At 48.4% G+C, this 17,369-nt stretch carries 19 protein-coding genes; 12 read left to right on the plus strand and 7 right to left on the minus strand.

Annotated features, from left to right (window positions below):
- Window positions 1-337 precede the first annotated feature (337 nt).
- Window positions 338-2,998: a DNA gyrase subunit A gene (gene gyrA / locus ABD843_RS03180; RefSeq protein WP_345078403.1), complete on the plus strand. Its 2,661-nt coding sequence runs from the start codon at window positions 338-340 to the stop codon at window positions 2,996-2,998.
- A 63-nt stretch (window positions 2,999-3,061) separates the two neighbouring features.
- Window positions 3,062-4,327, plus strand: a complete 1,266-nt coding sequence (locus tag ABD843_RS03185) for a tetratricopeptide repeat protein (protein ID WP_345078407.1) — start codon at window positions 3,062-3,064, stop codon at window positions 4,325-4,327.
- Window positions 4,328-4,345: 18 nt separating this feature from the next.
- On the opposite strand, the gene ABD843_RS03190 is transcribed toward ABD843_RS03185, so the two are convergent.
- From ABD843_RS03190 to ABD843_RS03205, 4 genes are read right to left on the minus strand one after another with little or no spacing between them, the layout of a single operon-like run.
- On the minus strand, window positions 4,346-4,666 hold the full coding sequence (locus tag ABD843_RS03190; protein WP_345078410.1) for a GNAT family N-acetyltransferase: 321 nt from the start codon (window positions 4,664-4,666) through the stop codon (window positions 4,346-4,348).
- On the minus strand, window positions 4,638-4,949 hold the full coding sequence (locus ABD843_RS03195; protein ID WP_345078413.1) for a GNAT family N-acetyltransferase: 312 nt from the start codon (window positions 4,947-4,949) through the stop codon (window positions 4,638-4,640). The genes ABD843_RS03190 and ABD843_RS03195 overlap by 29 nt, the downstream gene beginning before the upstream one ends.
- Window positions 4,950-4,978: 29 nt before the next feature.
- Complete coding sequence (locus tag ABD843_RS03200; protein ID WP_345078416.1) at window positions 4,979-6,697, minus strand: ATP-dependent nuclease; 1,719 nt, start codon at window positions 6,695-6,697, stop codon at window positions 4,979-4,981.
- Between the two features lie 11 nt (window positions 6,698-6,708).
- Window positions 6,709-7,461 (minus strand): DUF4919 domain-containing protein, encoded by a 753-nt coding sequence (locus tag ABD843_RS03205; RefSeq protein WP_345078419.1) that lies wholly within the window; start codon window positions 7,459-7,461, stop codon window positions 6,709-6,711.
- 179 nt (window positions 7,462-7,640) lie between these two features.
- Here ABD843_RS03205 and ABD843_RS03210 point away from each other — a divergent pair, with 179 nt between their 5' ends.
- The 5 genes from ABD843_RS03210 to ABD843_RS03230 all read left to right on the plus strand — a co-directional run bounded on the left by ABD843_RS03210 (window position 7,641) and on the right by ABD843_RS03230 (window position 11,764).
- The gene (locus ABD843_RS03210; protein ID WP_345078422.1) at window positions 7,641-9,233 is read left to right on the plus strand and encodes a peptide chain release factor 3; all 1,593 of its coding nucleotides are present in this window, start codon (window positions 7,641-7,643) and stop codon (window positions 9,231-9,233) included.
- Between the two features lie 225 nt (window positions 9,234-9,458).
- Complete coding sequence (locus ABD843_RS03215; RefSeq protein WP_345078425.1) at window positions 9,459-10,874, plus strand: type III PLP-dependent enzyme domain-containing protein; 1,416 nt, start codon at window positions 9,459-9,461, stop codon at window positions 10,872-10,874.
- 67 nt (window positions 10,875-10,941) lie between these two features.
- A complete protein-coding gene (locus ABD843_RS03220) occupies window positions 10,942-11,169 on the plus strand; it encodes a DUF433 domain-containing protein (RefSeq protein WP_345078427.1) in 228 nt (75 codons plus the stop codon).
- 1 nt (window position 11,170) lies between these two features.
- A complete protein-coding gene (locus ABD843_RS03225) occupies window positions 11,171-11,404 on the plus strand; it encodes a hypothetical protein (protein WP_345078430.1) in 234 nt (77 codons plus the stop codon).
- A 207-nt stretch (window positions 11,405-11,611) separates the two neighbouring features.
- Window positions 11,612-11,764 (plus strand): hypothetical protein, encoded by a 153-nt coding sequence (locus ABD843_RS03230; protein WP_345078433.1) that lies wholly within the window; start codon window positions 11,612-11,614, stop codon window positions 11,762-11,764.
- Between the two features lie 3 nt (window positions 11,765-11,767).
- On the opposite strand, the gene ABD843_RS03235 is transcribed toward ABD843_RS03230, so the two are convergent.
- From ABD843_RS03235 to ABD843_RS03245, 3 genes are all read right to left on the minus strand, one after another.
- Complete coding sequence (locus ABD843_RS03235; protein WP_345078436.1) at window positions 11,768-12,496, minus strand: carbon-nitrogen hydrolase family protein; 729 nt, start codon at window positions 12,494-12,496, stop codon at window positions 11,768-11,770.
- A gap of 75 nt (window positions 12,497-12,571) precedes the next feature.
- The gene (locus ABD843_RS03240) at window positions 12,572-13,063 is read right to left on the minus strand and encodes a YajQ family cyclic di-GMP-binding protein (RefSeq protein ID WP_345078439.1); all 492 of its coding nucleotides are present in this window, start codon (window positions 13,061-13,063) and stop codon (window positions 12,572-12,574) included.
- A gap of 85 nt (window positions 13,064-13,148) precedes the next feature.
- Window positions 13,149-13,652: a glutathione peroxidase gene (locus tag ABD843_RS03245; protein ID WP_345078442.1), complete on the minus strand. Its 504-nt coding sequence runs from the start codon at window positions 13,650-13,652 to the stop codon at window positions 13,149-13,151.
- Between the two features lie 156 nt (window positions 13,653-13,808).
- Between ABD843_RS03245 and ABD843_RS03250 the strand changes: the two genes are divergently transcribed.
- From ABD843_RS03250 to ABD843_RS03270, 5 genes are all read left to right on the plus strand, one after another.
- Window positions 13,809-14,372, plus strand: coding sequence for a hypothetical protein (locus ABD843_RS03250; RefSeq protein WP_345078445.1), 564 nt, complete (start codon window positions 13,809-13,811; stop codon window positions 14,370-14,372).
- A 28-nt stretch (window positions 14,373-14,400) separates the two neighbouring features.
- Window positions 14,401-15,033 carry a polysaccharide deacetylase family protein gene (locus ABD843_RS03255; RefSeq protein WP_345078448.1) on the plus strand — a complete coding sequence of 211 codons (633 nt, stop codon included), beginning with the start codon at window positions 14,401-14,403 and terminating at the stop codon, window positions 15,031-15,033.
- Between the two features lie 37 nt (window positions 15,034-15,070).
- Window positions 15,071-15,844, plus strand: coding sequence for a TatD family hydrolase (locus ABD843_RS03260; protein ID WP_345078451.1), 774 nt, complete (start codon window positions 15,071-15,073; stop codon window positions 15,842-15,844).
- Between the two features lie 149 nt (window positions 15,845-15,993).
- Window positions 15,994-16,770 (plus strand): non-homologous end joining protein Ku, encoded by a 777-nt coding sequence (gene ku, locus ABD843_RS03265; protein WP_345078454.1) that lies wholly within the window; start codon window positions 15,994-15,996, stop codon window positions 16,768-16,770.
- A complete protein-coding gene (locus ABD843_RS03270; protein WP_345078457.1) occupies window positions 16,770-17,369 on the plus strand; it encodes a DNA polymerase ligase N-terminal domain-containing protein in 600 nt (199 codons plus the stop codon). Before ku ends, ABD843_RS03270 begins: the two co-directional genes overlap by 1 nt.

Genomic DNA, 17,369 nt, shown 5'->3' on the forward strand with positions numbered 1-17,369 from the left:
CCTGTAATTTTTACCAAATGTAAAATATATTTTACAAAATGACCAAAATTATTTACTGCACGATAGAATAATATGAGTTCTGCTACAGCGAAAAGGATGCAGACCGCAGAATACTTTATGGCCTTCCCCCAAGCTTTTATAACGTACCATCGTCTATATATGTACAACGCAAGCAGAGCGGACAGAAACAGGCGATATCACTTGTGCCAAAGGGGTGTTGCATATGGCTTTCCACACCCTGTTCACAAGCGCTTTTTTAACACAGGAATGAGGGGTCGGAAATAGCTATTACGGGCGGGAAACATTATATTTGCAATTCTCATTTTTTAATAGGTCTATGGATAACAATAACGGGGCACTGCAGCCGCAGGACCCACAGGAAGAGAATAATAAGATCATTCCCGTAAACATTGAAGAGCAGATGAAGACCGCCTACATAGATTACTCTATGTCGGTAATAGTAGGTCGTGCCCTGCCCGATGTGCGGGATGGCCTGAAGCCCGTACACAGGCGTGTGCTTTTTGCCATGCACGAGCTGGGCAATACCTTCAACAAACCATATAAGAAATGTGCGCGTATAGTGGGCGAGGTGCTGGGTAAATATCACCCCCACGGCGATACTGCCGTGTACGATGCCATGGTGCGTATGGCACAGCCGTGGAGCATGCGCTACATGCTGGTAGACGGCCAGGGAAACTACGGCAGCCAGGATGGCGACAACCCGGCGGCCATGCGTTATACCGAGGCGCGTATGCTGCGCCTGGGCGAGGCCATGATGGAGGATATCGATAAGGAAACTGTCGACTTCACGCTCAACTTCGACGATTCGCTGCAGGAGCCTACCGTACTGCCTACACGCATACCCCAACTGCTGGTCAATGGCTCATCGGGTATAGCCGTGGGTATGGCCACCAACATGATGCCGCACAACCTGACCGAGGTGATAGACGGCTGCCTGGCCTACATAGATAATAAAGAGATCACCATAGATGAGCTGATGAAGTATGTGAAGGCACCCGATTTTCCTACGGGTGGCATCATATACGGCATGGAGGGCATAAAGGCGGGTATGCATACCGGCAGGGGCAGGGTAGTGCTGCGCGGCCGCGTAACGGTAGAGACCACCAAGACCGGCAAGGAACAGATAATCATAACCGAGGTGCCCTACCAGGTGAGCCGCGATGCGCTGGCCGAGAAGATAGGTATACTGGTGAATAACAAAGTGATAGAGGGTATCACCCACGTTGCCAACGAATCGAACAAGGAAGGTACGCGTATAGTGGTAGAGATCCGCAGAGATGCTGTGGCGCAGGTCATCATCAACCAGCTTTACAAATACAGCGAGCTGCAGACCTCCTACGGTATCAACAATGTGGCGCTGGTAAATGGCCGTCCTCGCACGCTGAACCTGAAAGACCTGATAAGTGAGTTCATATCGTTCCGCCACGAGGTAGTGGTGCGCCGCACGCAGTTCGAGCTGAAAGAGGCCCGCAAGCGCGCCCATATACTGGAAGGTTACCTCATAGCGCTCGATCACCTGGATGAGGTGATAGCCCTCATACGCAGCTCTGCTAACCCAGAGATAGCCAAGGAAGGCCTCATCACGCAGTTCGGTATGAGCGAGATACAGGCCAAGGCCGTACTGGAGCTGCGCCTGCAGCGCCTCACCGGTATGGAGCGCGACAAGATACGCGAAGAGCATGCCGAGCTGATGAAACTGATAGCCCACCTAGAGGCCATACTGGGCGACGAGGGCATGCGCTACCAGATAATAAAGGACGAGCTGACCGACGTACAGAAGAAATTTGGCGATACGCGCAAGAGCGAGATACACTACATGGCCGACGAGATGAGGATAGAAGACCTCATAGAGAAGGAAGATGTGGTCATCACCGTATCGCACCTGGGCTACATAAAGCGTACCTCTGCCGCCGATTTCCGCTCGCAGAAGCGTGGTGGCCGCGGTGCCATGGGTGGCCGCACCCGCGAAGAGGATTTTATAGAGCACCTCTTCATAGCCTCTACGCACCATACCCTTATGTTCTTTACCGAGAAGGGCCGCTGCTTCTGGCTGAAGGTATACGAGATACCCGAGGCCGACAGGAACGGCAAGGGCCGCGCTATACAGAACATGATACAGATACCGCCGGACGATAAGATACGCACGGTGATAGATGTACCAAAACTGGATGATGAGGACTTTGTGAACAAGCACAGCGTAGTGCTTTGCACCAAGAAGGGTATCATCAAAAAAACAAGGCTCGAGGATTTCAGCCGTCCCCGCTCTACGGGTGTCAATGCCATAACCATAGAAGAGGGCGACCGCCTGCTGGATGTATCACTGTCGCTCAACGATGAAAGCTATATAATGATGGCCGTAAAGAGCGGTCGCGCCGTATGCTTCAACGAGAACAAGGTAAGGCCCACAGGCCGTGGCGCCATAGGCGTGTTCGGTATAGAGCTGGAAAATGATGAGGATGAGGTGATAGGTATGATATGCCTGCCCAAGACCGATATACGCAAGCAGATACTTGTGGTGTCGGAGAACGGACTGGGCAAACGTACCCCCTTCCTGGAACCCGCTACCGAGGCCGAAATAAAGGAGGATGCCGGCAACCTGGTGAATATCACCGATGCCGATGGCACCGAGAAGCCTTATATGCTGTCGTACCGCATTACCAACCGCGGCGGCAAGGGCGTGAAGACCATGAACATCACCGAAAAGACAGGTGCGCTGGTAGGCCTGCTGACCGTAGAAGAGAACGATGACCTGATGATAACCTGCGAGTCGGGCGTGACGATACGCATGAAGGTGCGCTCTATACGCGAGGCTGGCAGGGCCACACAGGGTGTGAAGCTCATAAACATAGACAGTGGCGACAAGATAGCCGCCATAGCAGCTATAAAAGAGCAGGAAGAAGAGACCGAACAGCTGGGTGAGGAAGGTGGTACTGATGCTCCCGCAGACACTGCAACAGCCACAGATGCCGCCGAATAATGGATCATCCGATCTGAATAATATTTAAATAGGAAAACTGCAACCAACAACTAATAGTATAAAATGAAAAGAACGATCTTAATTGCATCGATGGCTGTAGCTGCACTGCCCGGCATAGCCCAGGACAAATATGTAGTAAGCGCCAACCTGGCCCTTAAAAGCCAGAACTATGACGAGGCCAAAAGCGAGATAGACAAAGCAATGGCAAACCCCGAGACCGCGCAAAAACCCAAAACGCTTTTTGCAAAGGCCCAGGTATACTTTACCCTGCAGAATGTAGATAAGTATAAGAACGATGCCCCCTACAAGCAGGGCCTGGACGCGGCCGTGAAGCTGGCAGAGTCGAAGCCCGACTATGAAAAGCAGGCCGTGGACGGTATGCTGCTCACAGGTGGCTTTCTTAGCTACAACGATGGCGTAAGGGCATATAACGAAAAGAAATACACCGAATCGGCAGAGCTGATGAAGACCGTGATAAAGGTAGGCGAAATGAGTGGTGGCAAGCGTTTCCAGAATGCCAATCCCACATGGCAGAAACAAATGGATACCGTACTGGCCGATGCCTACCTTACTATGGCCAATGCCGCCTATTTCAGCGAGAAGTACGATGAGGCCATACCCCTGCTCATAAAGGTGAAGGGCAACCCCATCAGGAAGAGCCCATCGGTATACCAGTGCCTCATAGATGCGTATGGCAAGCAGAACAACAGCGCACAGGAACTGGCCGCTATAGAAGAAGGACGTAAGGAATACCCTTCCGATATCACCATTCGTAACTACGAGCTGAACTATTATATAAAGGCCGGTAAAATGGACGAGCTGGTGAAGAAGCTGGAAGAGGCAGCAGCAAAAGATCCTTCTAATGCCGACCTCAACTTCAACCTTGCCACTACCTACCTGAGCATGGCCGCGCCAAAAGATGGTAAGAAGCCTGCCAACGCTGCCGATATGTATAAGAAAGCAGAGGGCGCGTTCCTGAATGCGCTGAAGGCCAGCCCCGATAATGGTGGCTATAACTACAACTTCGGTGCGCTCTACTTCAACCAGGCCACCGATGTGAACGACCAGATGAACAGCATCACGGGTTCTACCAAGGCCGATATAGACAAGTTCGATGCACTGAAGAAGCAGCGCGACGATCTGTTCGGCAAAGCAACTCCTTACTTCGAGAAAGCATATGCTGTACTTAGCCCCAACGAAGCCTCACTGAAAGGCGAGGACCGCAGGTCTTACAAGTCGTCTATGCTGGCGTTGAACAGGATATATGCCATCCAGAACAAGCTGGACAAGGCCACCGAAATGAAGAAGAAAATGGATGCCTTCCAGTAACGGGCTTCCGTATAGTACCTATATATATAAAGAGACCGTGCATACCTGCACGGTCTCTTTGCGTAATGATATACGCCTGCACCTTACCCGGTATACTCGCTGCGCAGCAGCGAAAAACACACCGAATCCTCTATCCACCCCGTTCTTGCAGTAGTGCGAGCGCAGAAGGCCTTCTTTTGTAAAGCCGAAATGCTGCATCAGTCGTAGCGATGGCTCGTTGCGGGTACCCACAAAGGCCTCTATCCTGTTCAGCCCCATTTGCCCGAAGCCGTGTGCTATCACTGCCTGCATGGCCTCGGTCATATAGCCCTTATTGCGGTAGGCCCTCCTGTATGTCATAGCCTATCTCTGCCCGGCTGTGCTGGGTATACCAGGTATGAAAGCCTATCTTGCCTATGCGCTTGCCGCTCTCCTTATGCACCACCAGGAAGCTGCGGAACGTGGCCCTGTACCACGATAGCCCCTGCCGGTAGTTACTTTTTTCGGTCTCCAGCTCGGCGGCAGTTTCCAGTCCCAGCAAGTTCATTATACCCTCATCGCTATAGGTGCTGAACAGGAAGGTCATTATTTCAGGGTTCACTTCCTTTAGCAGTAGTCTTTCGGTCTCTATCACTTGTTGCATTAACCATATGTTTTTTCAACAGTACAACATTAAACTGAACCAAAAACTTTATCAACAATTTCTATGACAAACTCTCGAGCTTGTTGAAGATTAGTATCTGTTTTCATGTTTTTTTGCAACACCTCATCTAACCACTTCGATTTGTTGCTGTTCGATACGCTTCTATCAAAACTTTCTAATTCTCCGATTTTGATTGGATAAATGCCAATGCTATTTAGCATTTTTATGGTATCTATACAAGCTACATATGGTTCTCCCTGAGGAACAAACGCTAGCCCCTTTGCTTTGGCAAAAGACCAAGGGGACGATTGTTTAATTATTTCTTTTACATTGTCTATTTCGTTTAAGGATAAGACGTTCTTGTTTGTCTTGCCAAATATCGCATCGATCTTATCTTTAACCTCAGCACGATTTAATTGAGATTTCTCTTGATTAATAGCTTTGAAGAATATTCGCCATCTTTTTTCAATATCATTCCAGTTACCACCGTGAGATTCAACAAGTTCTTTTAGTGGATGTTCATTATTGAAAATGTCAAAGTCGCAGATACTTATAGTTGGGACCGATAATTTTTTTAAAGCATTGACTACTGTAGGAATTTTTTGTTTTCCATGTGATGCGATAAAAAGTGTATCGGAAATTCTTGAACTCCTAGGGTCGTCTTTAAAAATAGAATCTAAAAGAGCCGAAAAGAAACGGCAATCTCCTTCACTTTCACAAATAAATACGTTTTCATGAAAAACTCCATCAATTATTTGAGAGTGTCTAAGTATCGGATCTTTCCATAGAGTTTTAATATCATCATTATTCAGAAGAGATGGGATATTTTTTTGACCATCCCTTTGTATCCTAATGATCTTTATGTCCTCCTTATTGCTTTCAAGCAAGCCTTTAATAAAGTCAGAACTATGTGTGGATAGGAAAATTTGTTTGTTTGTCAATTCTTTTCCTATCAACTTTCCTAGTAGTTTCGCTTGTGGCGGATGCAAAAATGCTTCTGGCTCATCTATAAAGACTACAGAACTATTTTGAGTAAATAATTCTAAGATTATAGATGTAAAGCTGCGCATTCCATCTCCTTGCGCTTCTAATAATGGTAGTTTTTGAATTCTACTTTGGTAGCTTGTAGAGAGTATATTTTCATTTTCTGCCATTGAGGGTGTTTGCCCAATATGCAAATGAATTTTTTTACCACTTAATCTACTTACTATTAGTTCAAGATTAAAGGCTTGTTGAAAATAACTGCTAATTATTATTTCTAGTTGGTCATTTATATACAACTTTTGTAATGGTACTCTTGCTTTCTGGTTGACAAAATCGATTGTATCAACGGCGTTGCTACCAATAAGTCTAGCTTTCGTATCTAGAAATTTAAAAAAAACATCTCTAAATAAGTTATTCCTCAAGCTCATGTGTTCCCATTGTTTAAAGAGCTGTTGTTCATTGAGAGAGGAATATTGAGCTATGTTAAAGGAAACTCTACCTGCTGAATCTTCATGACAAAACTCACTACTCTTTAAAAAAGTAACAAACTCAACAAAAGAATAATCTGATGTTAATTTGGTGTTTGTTATAACGCTGAATAAATTATTTTCTGAAAGTGTATGTTTGCTTATAAATATATTCTTTAGAGCAACACTTTTACCAACGTTATTTGATCCTACAAAAACAATAACGTCATTACTATTTATCTCTATCGTTTCTCCATTATTAAATGAGAAACTATTATAACAACATGTGTTTGTCATATGTATTGAGTTTACTTCTTCTTTTTCTTTTCTTCCTTTTCCAGTTCTTTCAATTCTTTGCTCAGGTCGGGGCCGCCTTGCAGCAGTTTCATTTCCATTTCCAGTATCTTGGTTATGTCGAAGTATATGGCCGTTACACCCAGGTCGTTCTCTTTTACGCTCATCTTATCGCATTGCCCTACCAGCGCCTGCGATGTGAATTGCAGCCCCAGTATGCCCAGGAAGCCATATTCGTCTGATACCGAGCCTATATGAAAGCCTGTTTTCACGGTCTTGCCATCGCCTGTGGCTACTATGGTGCGCATCAGCATTTCCATTTTTTTGTCGTAGTATACCTTTCGCGGGTCGTTCAGCCTGTCGCTAAGGTTATATAGCGAGTATAGGGTTTTCAGGTCGAAGGGTTCGGCCTCCAGGTCTAGCAGGTAATACCCCACCAGTTTCCTTCTGTCATCATCTGTCATTTCCGGCTTGGCATATATCGCCCTTGTAGAGTCAATGAATTTCGACCGGCTGCCGAAGGGATTCGCCATGCCTTCCTGCGAGAACTGGCCATAGTACAGCAGGTGTACCTCTCGCGCGGTGAGGGTAGTATCATTATTCCTGAACCTTGCCAGCAGCTTGGGGTAGTAGCTGTCGCTTTGGGCATCCTTTGTCACTTTTTCTATTTGCTCATAATTGGGCGCGGCAAAGTTCTGCCGCTCCTGTGCATAGCTGCCGGTAAAGAAGACCATCAGGGCTATAAGAAGGGGTATCTGTCGTATCATAAGATGCTTTTTTACGAATTTACGGTATATGCATTTATATGTACATGGTTTTTGTACCCTGCCGCCCTGCTACCATCCGCCCTACATACCGAGCTATTACCGTACCTTTGCACACTTTTAAGTGGTAGGCCTACTTTTGACCATCTACTAAGGACTATCTACTAACTACCTTTTATTAAATGAACGAAAAAGAGATATCGCTCAGGCGCACATTCGCCATCATATCGCACCCCGATGCCGGTAAGACCACACTTACCGAAAAATTGCTGCTGTTCGGTGGCGCCATACAGGTGGCCGGCGCCGTAAAGAGCAACAAGATAAAGAAGCATGCCACCAGCGACTTTATGGAAATAGAGCGCCAGAGGGGTATATCGGTGGCCACTTCGGTCATGAGTTTCGAGTACAATGGTACCCTCATCAACCTGCTGGATACGCCGGGTCACAAGGACTTTGCCGAAGATACTTACCGTACCCTTACCGCTGTAGACAGTGTGATACTGGTGATAGACAGCGTGAACGGTGTGGAAGAGCAGACCCGCAAGCTGGTAGAGGTGTGCCGCATGAGAGATACGCCCATCATCGTATTCGTGAACAAGCTGGATCGTGATGGCAAATTCCCCTTCGACCTGCTGGACGAAATAGAAAAAGAGCTGAAACTGAGTCTGCATCCCCTCTCATGGCCCATAAATATGGGTAAGGAGTTCAAGGGTGTGTACAACCTCTACGATAGTAGCCTCAACCTCTTCACCGCCAACCAGAAGTCGACCGAAGAGAATACCATACCCATACCCGATATAAACGACCCTCTGCTGGACGAAAGGGTAGGCGAGCGCGATGCCGGCCAGCTTCGCGAGGATGTAGAGCTGCTGCAGGGCGTTTACGGCGACCTGGATGTGCAGCGCTACCTCGATGGCAAGGTGGCCCCGGTGTTCTTTGGTAGTGCGGTCAACAATTTCGGGGTAAAGGAGTTGCTCGATACCTTCATTCGCGTAGCTCCCGTACCACAGGGCCGCTATACCGATAAGCGACATGTAGAGCCGAACGAACCTAAGTTCACCGGCTTCATCTTCAAGATACATGCCAACCTGGACCCCCGCCACCGCGACCGTATCGCCTTCCTTCGCGTATGCTCGGGCAGGTTCGCACGCAATACCTATTACAAGCATACCCGCGTAGGCAAAGATGTACGCTTCAGCAATCCTTATTCCTTCCTTGCGCGCGAGAAGGATGTGATAGAAGAGGCATTCCCCGGCGATGTGGTGGGCCTTTTCGATACCGGCAACTTCAAGATAGGCGATACCCTTACCGAGGGCGAGATCATGCAGTTCACCGGCATACCCACCTTCTCTCCCGAGATATTCAAAGAGCTGGTGAACAAAGACCCCATGAAGACAAAACAGTTAGAGAAAGGCATACAGCAGCTTACAGATGAGGGTGTGGCTCAATTGTTTACGCAGCATGGTGGCAATAGGAAGATAATAGGCTGCGTGGGCGAACTACAGTTCGAGGTGATACAGTACCGCCTGCTGCAGGAATATGGCGCCTCTTGTGCTTTTATGCCGCTTTCCTTCTACAAGGCCTGCTGGATCACCGGCGACAAAAAAGCCATAGAGGATTTTGCCCGCTTCAAGCAGGCCAATATAATGCAGGACAAGGACGGCAACCTCGTATACCTGGCCCAGAGCGAGTGGTTCCTCAATACCGAGCGGCAGAACAACCCCGCCATAGAGTTCCATTTCACCTCCGAGTTCAAGACGGCTATGGCAAAATAGTGGGATATTGGTTATTAGGAATTAGGAATTAGGAATTAGGAATTAAGTACTGGGTATTGGGGGCTGGATCTTGGAATTTCGAATTCGATCTCGGTCTGATCCCCCAATACCCGATACCTCACCACGAATTATCAAATTGTCAAATTGCCGAATTGTAATTGTAAATAATTATTTTTGTTGGGCAAAAAAGAACAACGCTAACTATCTATTTATCAGCAGCAGTAAATGAACAATACATATACCGACCTCGTACACCAGACCTTCCATTTTCCACAAGAAGGCTTCAATGTGAATGATGACGATAATCTCATGTTCAACGGGGTGGATATCAAGGCGTTGATAGACAAGTACGGAACCCCTTTCAAGCTCACCTACCTGCCCAAGATAGGGATGCAGATAAACAAGGCGAAGAAGATGTTCGCCGATGCCATCAAAAAGCATAAGTACGACGGTAAGTACGTTTACTGCTACTGCACCAAAAGCTCTCACTTCTCCTTTATAGTAGAGGAAACGCTGAAGCATGGCGTGAACCTGGAGACCTCATTTGCCTACGATATAGACATCATATGGCAGCTCTATCGCAAAAAGAAGATAAATAAAGACATATTCATCATCTGCAACGGTTTCAAGACCAAGCAGTATACGCGCAATATCTCCAAGCTCATCAACGATGGCTTCAAGAACGTGATACCCATCATAGACAACAAGAGCGAGTTCGAGGATTATAAGAAGTCCATTCGCTCCAAAGACCCTGTGAACATAGGTATACGCATAGCCAGCGAGGAAGAGCCCACGTTCGACTTCTATACATCACGTCTCGGTATTCGCAGCCGCGATGTGCTGGAGTTCTATGTAGACAAGATAAAGGGCAACGAGAAGTTCCGCCTGAAGATGCTGCACTTCTTCATGAACAAGGGCATAAAGGATGATGTATACTACTGGAGCGAGCTGAACAAGGTGCTGAATCTCTACTGCCAGCTGAAAAAGGTATGCCCCGAACTGGAGGGCCTGAACATAGGTGGCGGCCTGCCCATAAAGCACTCCCTTAATTTCGATTACGATTACAACTACATGATCAACGAGATCGTGTCTACCATCAAAAAGGTCTGCAAGAAGAACAAGGTAGATGTGCCTGATATCTATACCGAATTCGGCTCATTCACCGTAGGCGAGGCCGGGGCTGTGGTATACAGCGTGCTGGACGAAAAGATGCAGAACGACCGCGAGATATGGTACATGATAGATAGCTCGTTCATCACCACACTGCCCGATACATGGGGCATAGGCGAGAAATTCCTCATGCTTCCCATCAACAAATGGGACAAAGAGTACCAGGAAGTACACCTCGGCGGCCTCACCTGCGATAGCCACGATTTCTACACATCCGAAGAACATATAAATGCCGTGTTCCTGCCCAAGCTGGATAAGGAAAAAGGACAGGAGCCGCTATACATAGGCTTCTTCCATACCGGCGCCTACCAGGACCAACTGGCCGGCTACGGCGGTATAAAACACTGCATGATACCCTCTCCCAAACACATAGTGGTAGAGCGCAACAAGGATGGCGAACTGGAAGACTGGCTCTACGCCCGCGAACAATCGCCCCAAAGCATGCTGAAGATACTGGGGTATATAAAGTAGGGTAGTAGCCATAGCCTAATGTTTTGGTCATATAATATTCCTAACTTTGGTGTATATATCAGACATCATGACCGATTACAGGCAATACATTACGATAGAAGCAGGTATAAGAAGCGGAAAAGCTTGTATACGAGGCATGCGTATCACGGTAGCAGATGTACTTGGTTATCTTGCCTCGGGTATGACCCACAAAGAAATACTTGACGATTTTCCCGAACTGACCAACGAAGATATACTCGCCTGTCTGGCATATGCTGCTGATCCTGAAAAGCGAAGTGTAGTAATAACAGTCTGATATGAGATCCTACTTCAGCAAAGCCGTAGGTTCCGGTAGTACAACGGGTGTTCGTGGTTATGAGTATGATGAGGAAGGGATCACCGTTCAGTTCATAAGTGGGGATGTATACCATTACACATATGCCTCGGCCGGTGCTACCCACATTGAGGCTATGAAACAGCTTGCCGATGCGCAACAAGGTCTCAGTACCTATATCTCTCAGCATAAACCCCGCTATTCCTCAAAATATTAGCCACATTTCATGTTCTGTAGTGGAAAAAAATCCACACCCATTTCCCATATATATAATGATTGCCCTATATTTTTATGACGCATTAAAAATGTTGTATAAGAATATCATTTTGAGAAGCAATAGACTTTTATCTCCCACTTTAAAAGATCATTAAGCCCGGAAACTTTGCACAGTTCTTGTCTTAGTAAAAGCAGAAAACCGCTCACTATGACCGACCTGTATTATATAGTATTGAGATACTGGGATGTGGTGATACCTACCTGCAATACTATAAAAGAGATCCTGAAAGAGGACATTGTAAGATATACCGAACGCTTCCAACGGCGTCCCCTGCTCCGTCACAATTACCAGGAGCAGTAAGGCTTAGAGCGTTACCTGTGTAGCTTGTTCGTTCGCTATATCGTATATCACCAGCCCTTCCGATGTGTTGTCCAATTGTGCCGCCAGCGCGCCTTTGGCATCCCATATCGCAGAGCGGCCATCGCCCACAAAGTTGTCGCATTCGCCTACACAGTTGGCCATTGCTACTACCATGCCAAGGCGTGCTGCTATCTCGGGGTAATGTTTGTAGGCTCGTACAACACCACTGGCCGACTTGGCTACACTTGCCAGGTATATATCGGCACCTATGCGTTTGGCATTCTCGGCATGCGATGGCTGTAGCGACTCGAAACATATGGCCGGCGCTACATTTATCGTGTCTTGCGAGAAGATCACTTGCCTGGGGCCGTTCACGAAGAATGGGAACTCGTCAGAGTGCAACTGCTGCTTGGAGTATGTGAGGCGCGGTAGATGGGGCTGAAAAATGATCATACTTATGCGCACATCGGCACCGCTCCTTGTGGGTAGGCCCACGCCTATAGATATGTTCTTATCATTGCTCACCTGCTGAAACACATTCAGCCGGCTATCGTTCTGGTCTGTAGCAAGGTCATTGGCCAGCCCGGGCTCATAACCTGTAAGCGAAAGCTCTGGGAAGACGATAAGCGACACGCCCTCGCCTGCGGCCGCACATATGGCCTGCATATGTTTTTCAATATTTTTTCCGATATCGCCTTTTACTGGTCGTAGCTGTGCGGCACAAAGTTTCATATGGTCAGTTCATCATTTTCCATAGCTATATCTACTTTGGATATGCTCATATGCCGCGAAGTTATACTCTCTATCTTAGGCCTTCATATTCACATACTGCAGGGGCAGTTCCAGCCCTGCGGTGCGGCATAGGGCTATCACTTCCTGCAGGTCGTCTATCTTTTTGCCCGTTACGCGTATTATGTCATCCATTATAGCTGCCTGTACCTTTATGCCGCTATCCTTTATCAGCTTCACTATTTTCTTGGCATTGTCCTTATCTATACCATTGCGTATGGTTATGGTCTTGCGTATATGCTTGCCCGATGCCGAATGCTCCTTGCTCATATCAAAGCAGTTGGCCTCCAGGCCCTGGCGCATGGCTTTGGTCAGCAGCACGTCTTCCAGTTGTTTCAGCTTCATGTCCGTATCTACCTCTATGGCAATGGTCATATCCTTTTTGTTCAGCTCCAGGGATACATGCGAACCTTTGAAGTCGTAACGGTTGTCTATCTCTTTCTTGGCTATGTTCACTGCATTGTCCAGTGTCTGCAGGTCTACCTTGCTGGCTATATCGAATGAAGGCATGATGGATGTGTTTAGTGTGAATGTGTATCAAATTTACTGCTAATGTGCAAATGGTGCAAGACACCCGTGCGAAAATATGGTGCCATTACTCTGCGGCAGGCGTTTCTATGGCTGCAATGATGGCCGTATCGGTCGGTGCCATCTCTGGCGCAAAGATGTGCGTTAGTCTGCCTTTCTCATCTACCAGGTACTTCTGAAAGTTCCATTTTACTTCACTGTCGGCATGGCCGTTGTACTGTTTTTCGGTGAGCCAGTGGTATATGGGTGCTTTTTTGTTGCCCTTCACATGCACCTTGGCCGCCATGGGAAATGTGACACCGAAGCGGGAGGAGCAGAACATGGCTATCTTCCTGTTCGACAGTGGCTCCTGGAACAGGAAATCGTTCGAGGGAAATCCTAATATCACCAGCCCGTCATGGTACTGTTCATAAAGCTGTTCCAGTTGTTCATATTGGGGCGTATGGCCGCAGAACGAGGCCGTATTCACTATCAGCATTTTCTTGCCCCTGTATACCGACAGGTCTATGGTATTGCCATCTATACCCATTACCAGGAACGAGTAAATATCAGCGGGTATGTGCAGGGGCATTTTTTTATGAAAGAACGAGAACATTATGTGTCAGAACTGTACTTACAAATATACCCCCATATCGCCGGTATACGCACAGTTACTAACACTGTGTGGATTTTTTGTGGTTCCGGCCTAGTTATAGCCATATTATTTTTGTATTAAACTATCTTACCCATGTCATTAACTACCTTGAAGGACGATCTGCTGGCAGAGTTCAGAGAAGAAAGGATAATGATAAACGACCAGCTTGAAGTGCTGGACCCTCTCGCTACTGCCCTCCGTCGTCCTGCCGCACAGCGCCTGCTCAGCAGCAGTACCCTCATCATCGCCGAATTCACTTGCTATGTCCTAAGCCTCGGTGGTATCGCCTTTGCGGTGCTCATGCATCGCATCTATCCGTTCAGCCTGCTGAACAAGGCGCTATACACACCCGATGTGCGCAATGCCATAGGCGCTCCGCATCTTTCGGTGCTCATAGCTGCTACTTATGCGCTGGTGGCCATAGGTGTGGTGTTCCTATTCGTCATAGCGCGCATGGCGCGCGAGCTGCGCCTGAAGAACGACATACTGCACATGGCCTGCCGCGATATAAAGACCATAGTAGGCCAGCACCTGGAGCGCCGCGCTGCCGTGCGCACCATAGAGCAGCGCCATATGCTGGGCCTTTCAGGTGTTATGCCTGTCACCGATGCCACTAAGGTGAACCCTGTGAAAGAGATGGCGAACGCAGGATATTGAGCATACTGATCCCTTTTATCTTTGCTATATGGCATCTTACTGGGTAAAGAACCCCGGCTGGCTCAAATGTTTTTTCCCCGCCGGTATGGTATGGGACCATTCGCAGCACACTGCCGATACGGTATACATCACCTTCGATGATGGTCCCCATCCGCAGATAACGCCTTTCGTGCTGGATGAATTGAAGAAGTACGATGCCCATGCCACCTTTTTCTGCGTAGGCAATAATGTGGCCCGCTATCCCGATACCTACAAGACCGTACTGGCTGCCGGTCACCGAACAGGCAATCATACCTACAACCACCTCAATGGCTGGAAGACCACCGCAGACCACTACATCAGGAACATACACCAGGCCGCAAAGCATATAGATAGCCCACTGTTCCGCCCGCCATATGGCAGGATAAAGCTGTCGCAATATCACAAACTGGCAAAACGCGGTACCGGCTGGAAGGTATATATGTGGGATATACTCAGCGGCGATTTCGACAATACCATTACACCGCAGCAGTGTGCCGATAATGTTATTGCACACATCGTTCCCGGCTCTATTGTGGTCTTTCACGATAGCGAGAAGGCATGGGAACGCCTTCGCCATGCACTGCCTGCCGTATTGCAGTACTGCCATAGCAAAGGCTGGCGCATGGCTGCACTGCCTTAGCGCATCATTAGTATATAATGCGGTAATTTTGCGCCTCATGACATTCGTAGATACACATACCCATCTATACGACGAGCGGCTGATGGCCGATGAGCAACAGGTACCCCGGGCATTGGATGCAGGAGTGCAGCGCATGTATATGCCCAATTGCGATAGCGGTACCATAGCTGATATGCTGCAGCTGGCCGATAGCTGGCCTGCCAACTGCCTGCCCATGATGGGCCTGCACCCATGCTATGTGAAGGACAACTACGAACAGGAGCTGGCCACTGTTACCGAATGGCTGCAAAAACGTAAGTTCTACGCCATAGGCGAGATAGGTATAGACCTCTACTGGGACAAGACCTGGAAAGAACAGCAGATAATAGCCTTTGAAACACAAATAGACCTTGCGCTGCAGTACGATCTGCCCATAGTGATACACAGCCGCGAGGCCACCCCTGAATGTATAGATGTGGTGCGCCGCAAGCAGAACGGCAAGCTGGGCGGTATATTCCACTGCTTCAGCGGCACGGTGGCCGAGGCAAGGCAGATAGCCGACCTGGGGCTGTACCTGGGTATAGGTGGCGTTGTTACCTACACCAAGGGTACACTGCCCGATGTAGTAAGAGAGATACCCCTGCAGCATATAGTGCTGGAGACCGATGCGCCCTACCTGACGCCGGTGCCCTACCGCGGCAAGCGTAACGAGAGCAGCTATATACCCGTTATAGCCGCTAAGGTGGCCGAGATAAAGGGTGTGTCACTACAGGAAGTAGCGGACGTCACTACTGCCAATGCCGATAAGATATTTGGCTTTGCACAACGATAGCCGCGGGATCGGCATTACGATAATATATGTATCGTTGTAGCTGAACAAATTAGCATTTTCTTATTTTCTTTAACCCTATTTTAGATCGCCTGCAACGCAGGCCGGGCGTGTAATGCCGTAACTTTAGGAAGACCAAACACCCACTTCCTATGAGAGCTATATGGTCTGGTTCCATAGGCTTCGGCCTTGTGAACATCCCGGTAAAACTCTTCAGCGCCACACAAGACAGCCAGCTAGACCTGGATATGCTGGATAAACACGGCCATGCCAACATTCGCTATGCCCGCATCAATGCCGATACCGGCAAAGAGGTAGAATGGGCCGATATAGTGAAGGGCTACAAGCTCAACGACCGCTATGTGGTACTCACCGATGCCGATTTCGAGAAGGTGGCCCCGCTGAAAAGCAAGATCATCACCATCAACGAGTTCACCAGCGAGGATGCTATAGATACCACCTTTTACGAAATGCCCTATTACCTGGAGCCCACCAAGGGCGGCGAGAAGGCATATGTGCTGCTTCGCGAGGCCCTGAAGCAGAGCGGCAAGGTGGCCATCGGCCAGTTCGTAATGCGTAATAAGGAGTCGCTATGCCTGCTGCGCGCGCAGGACGATGTACTGCTGCTGCTAAAGATCCGCTTTCCCGAGGAGATCCGCGAATATAGCGACCTGAACATACCCGGCGATATATCTGTAAAACCCGCAGAGCTGAAGATGGCGCAGACCCTCATCAACCAGCTTACGCCAAAGAAACTGAGCCTCGATAAATACAAAGATACTTATGACGAGGCCCTATTGAAGATAATACAGGCCAAGGCCAAGGGCAAGAAAGTAACAACGCCTGCCATAAAGATAGAAAGCAGCCGATCGAAAGACCTGATGGCGCAGCTCAAAGCCAGTCTTACACCGCGTAAAAAAGCATCCTGATGAGCCTGCAGCAGTATAAAAAGAAACGGAATTTTGCCGATACGCCAGAGCCGGAAGGAAAGGCGAAAGCCTCGGGGAAGACGGATAAACTCATATTCACCGTGCAGCGGCACCATGCCTCGCACCTGCATTACGACTTTCGGCTGGAGCTGAATGGTACGCTCAAAAGCTGGGCAGTACCCAAGGGTCCCTCCCTTAACCCTGCCGACCGCCGGCTGGCCATGATGGTAGAGGACCATCCAATCAGCTATGCCACCTTCGAGGGCGATATACCCGAGGGCAACTACGGAGCAGGTCATGTAGATGTATGGGACCATGGTACCTATGAGCCCGTAGACGAGGATGGTAATGTCATTACACAGGCGGCTTTTGCAAAGGCGCTCAAAGCAGGCAGTATCAAGTTTCGCATGAAGGGCAGGAAGCTAAAGGGCGAATTCGCACTTGTGGATATGCATAAGGGTGATAGGTCGTGGCTGCTCATAAAGCACAAGGATAAGTATGCCACCGACGAGCCCTACAACAGCGAGGACCATGCAAAAAAGAGCTCGCTGGCCTATACTGCCGCGCGTAGGGAGAAGAGTGTGGTAAAAAAAAAGTGA

Origin of the sequence: Nemorincola caseinilytica (genome assembly GCF_039540515.1) — a bacterium.
Classification (GTDB): domain Bacteria; phylum Bacteroidota; class Bacteroidia; order Chitinophagales; family Chitinophagaceae; genus Nemorincola; species Nemorincola caseinilytica.

Bases quoted from the DNA above. Each gene is read 5' to 3' on its own strand.
- gyrA (WP_345078403.1), top strand. From the start codon at position 338: ATGGATAACAATAACGGGGCACTGCAGCCGCAGGACCCACAGGAAGAG.
- ABD843_RS03185 (WP_345078407.1), top strand. From the start codon at position 3,062: ATGAAAAGAACGATCTTAATTGCATCGATGGCTGTAGCTGCACTGCCC.
- ABD843_RS03190 (WP_345078410.1), bottom strand. From the start codon at position 4,666: ATGACATACAGGAGGGCCTACCGCAATAAGGGCTATATGACCGAGGCC.
- ABD843_RS03195 (WP_345078413.1), bottom strand. From the start codon at position 4,949: ATGCAACAAGTGATAGAGACCGAAAGACTACTGCTAAAGGAAGTGAAC.
- ABD843_RS03200 (WP_345078416.1), bottom strand. From the start codon at position 6,697: ATGACAAACACATGTTGTTATAATAGTTTCTCATTTAATAATGGAGAA.
- ABD843_RS03205 (WP_345078419.1), bottom strand. From the start codon at position 7,461: ATGATACGACAGATACCCCTTCTTATAGCCCTGATGGTCTTCTTTACC.
- ABD843_RS03210 (WP_345078422.1), top strand. From the start codon at position 7,641: ATGAACGAAAAAGAGATATCGCTCAGGCGCACATTCGCCATCATATCG.
- ABD843_RS03215 (WP_345078425.1), top strand. From the start codon at position 9,459: ATGAACAATACATATACCGACCTCGTACACCAGACCTTCCATTTTCCA.
- ABD843_RS03220 (WP_345078427.1), top strand. From the start codon at position 10,942: ATGACCGATTACAGGCAATACATTACGATAGAAGCAGGTATAAGAAGC.
- ABD843_RS03225 (WP_345078430.1), top strand. From the start codon at position 11,171: ATGAGATCCTACTTCAGCAAAGCCGTAGGTTCCGGTAGTACAACGGGT.
- ABD843_RS03230 (WP_345078433.1), top strand. From the start codon at position 11,612: ATGACCGACCTGTATTATATAGTATTGAGATACTGGGATGTGGTGATA.
- ABD843_RS03235 (WP_345078436.1), bottom strand. From the start codon at position 12,496: ATGAAACTTTGTGCCGCACAGCTACGACCAGTAAAAGGCGATATCGGA.
- ABD843_RS03240 (WP_345078439.1), bottom strand. From the start codon at position 13,063: ATGCCTTCATTCGATATAGCCAGCAAGGTAGACCTGCAGACACTGGAC.
- ABD843_RS03245 (WP_345078442.1), bottom strand. From the start codon at position 13,652: ATGCCCCTGCACATACCCGCTGATATTTACTCGTTCCTGGTAATGGGT.
- ABD843_RS03250 (WP_345078445.1), top strand. From the start codon at position 13,809: ATGTCATTAACTACCTTGAAGGACGATCTGCTGGCAGAGTTCAGAGAA.
- ABD843_RS03255 (WP_345078448.1), top strand. From the start codon at position 14,401: ATGGCATCTTACTGGGTAAAGAACCCCGGCTGGCTCAAATGTTTTTTC.
- ABD843_RS03260 (WP_345078451.1), top strand. From the start codon at position 15,071: ATGACATTCGTAGATACACATACCCATCTATACGACGAGCGGCTGATG.
- ku (WP_345078454.1), top strand. From the start codon at position 15,994: ATGAGAGCTATATGGTCTGGTTCCATAGGCTTCGGCCTTGTGAACATC.
- ABD843_RS03270 (WP_345078457.1), top strand. From the start codon at position 16,770: ATGAGCCTGCAGCAGTATAAAAAGAAACGGAATTTTGCCGATACGCCA.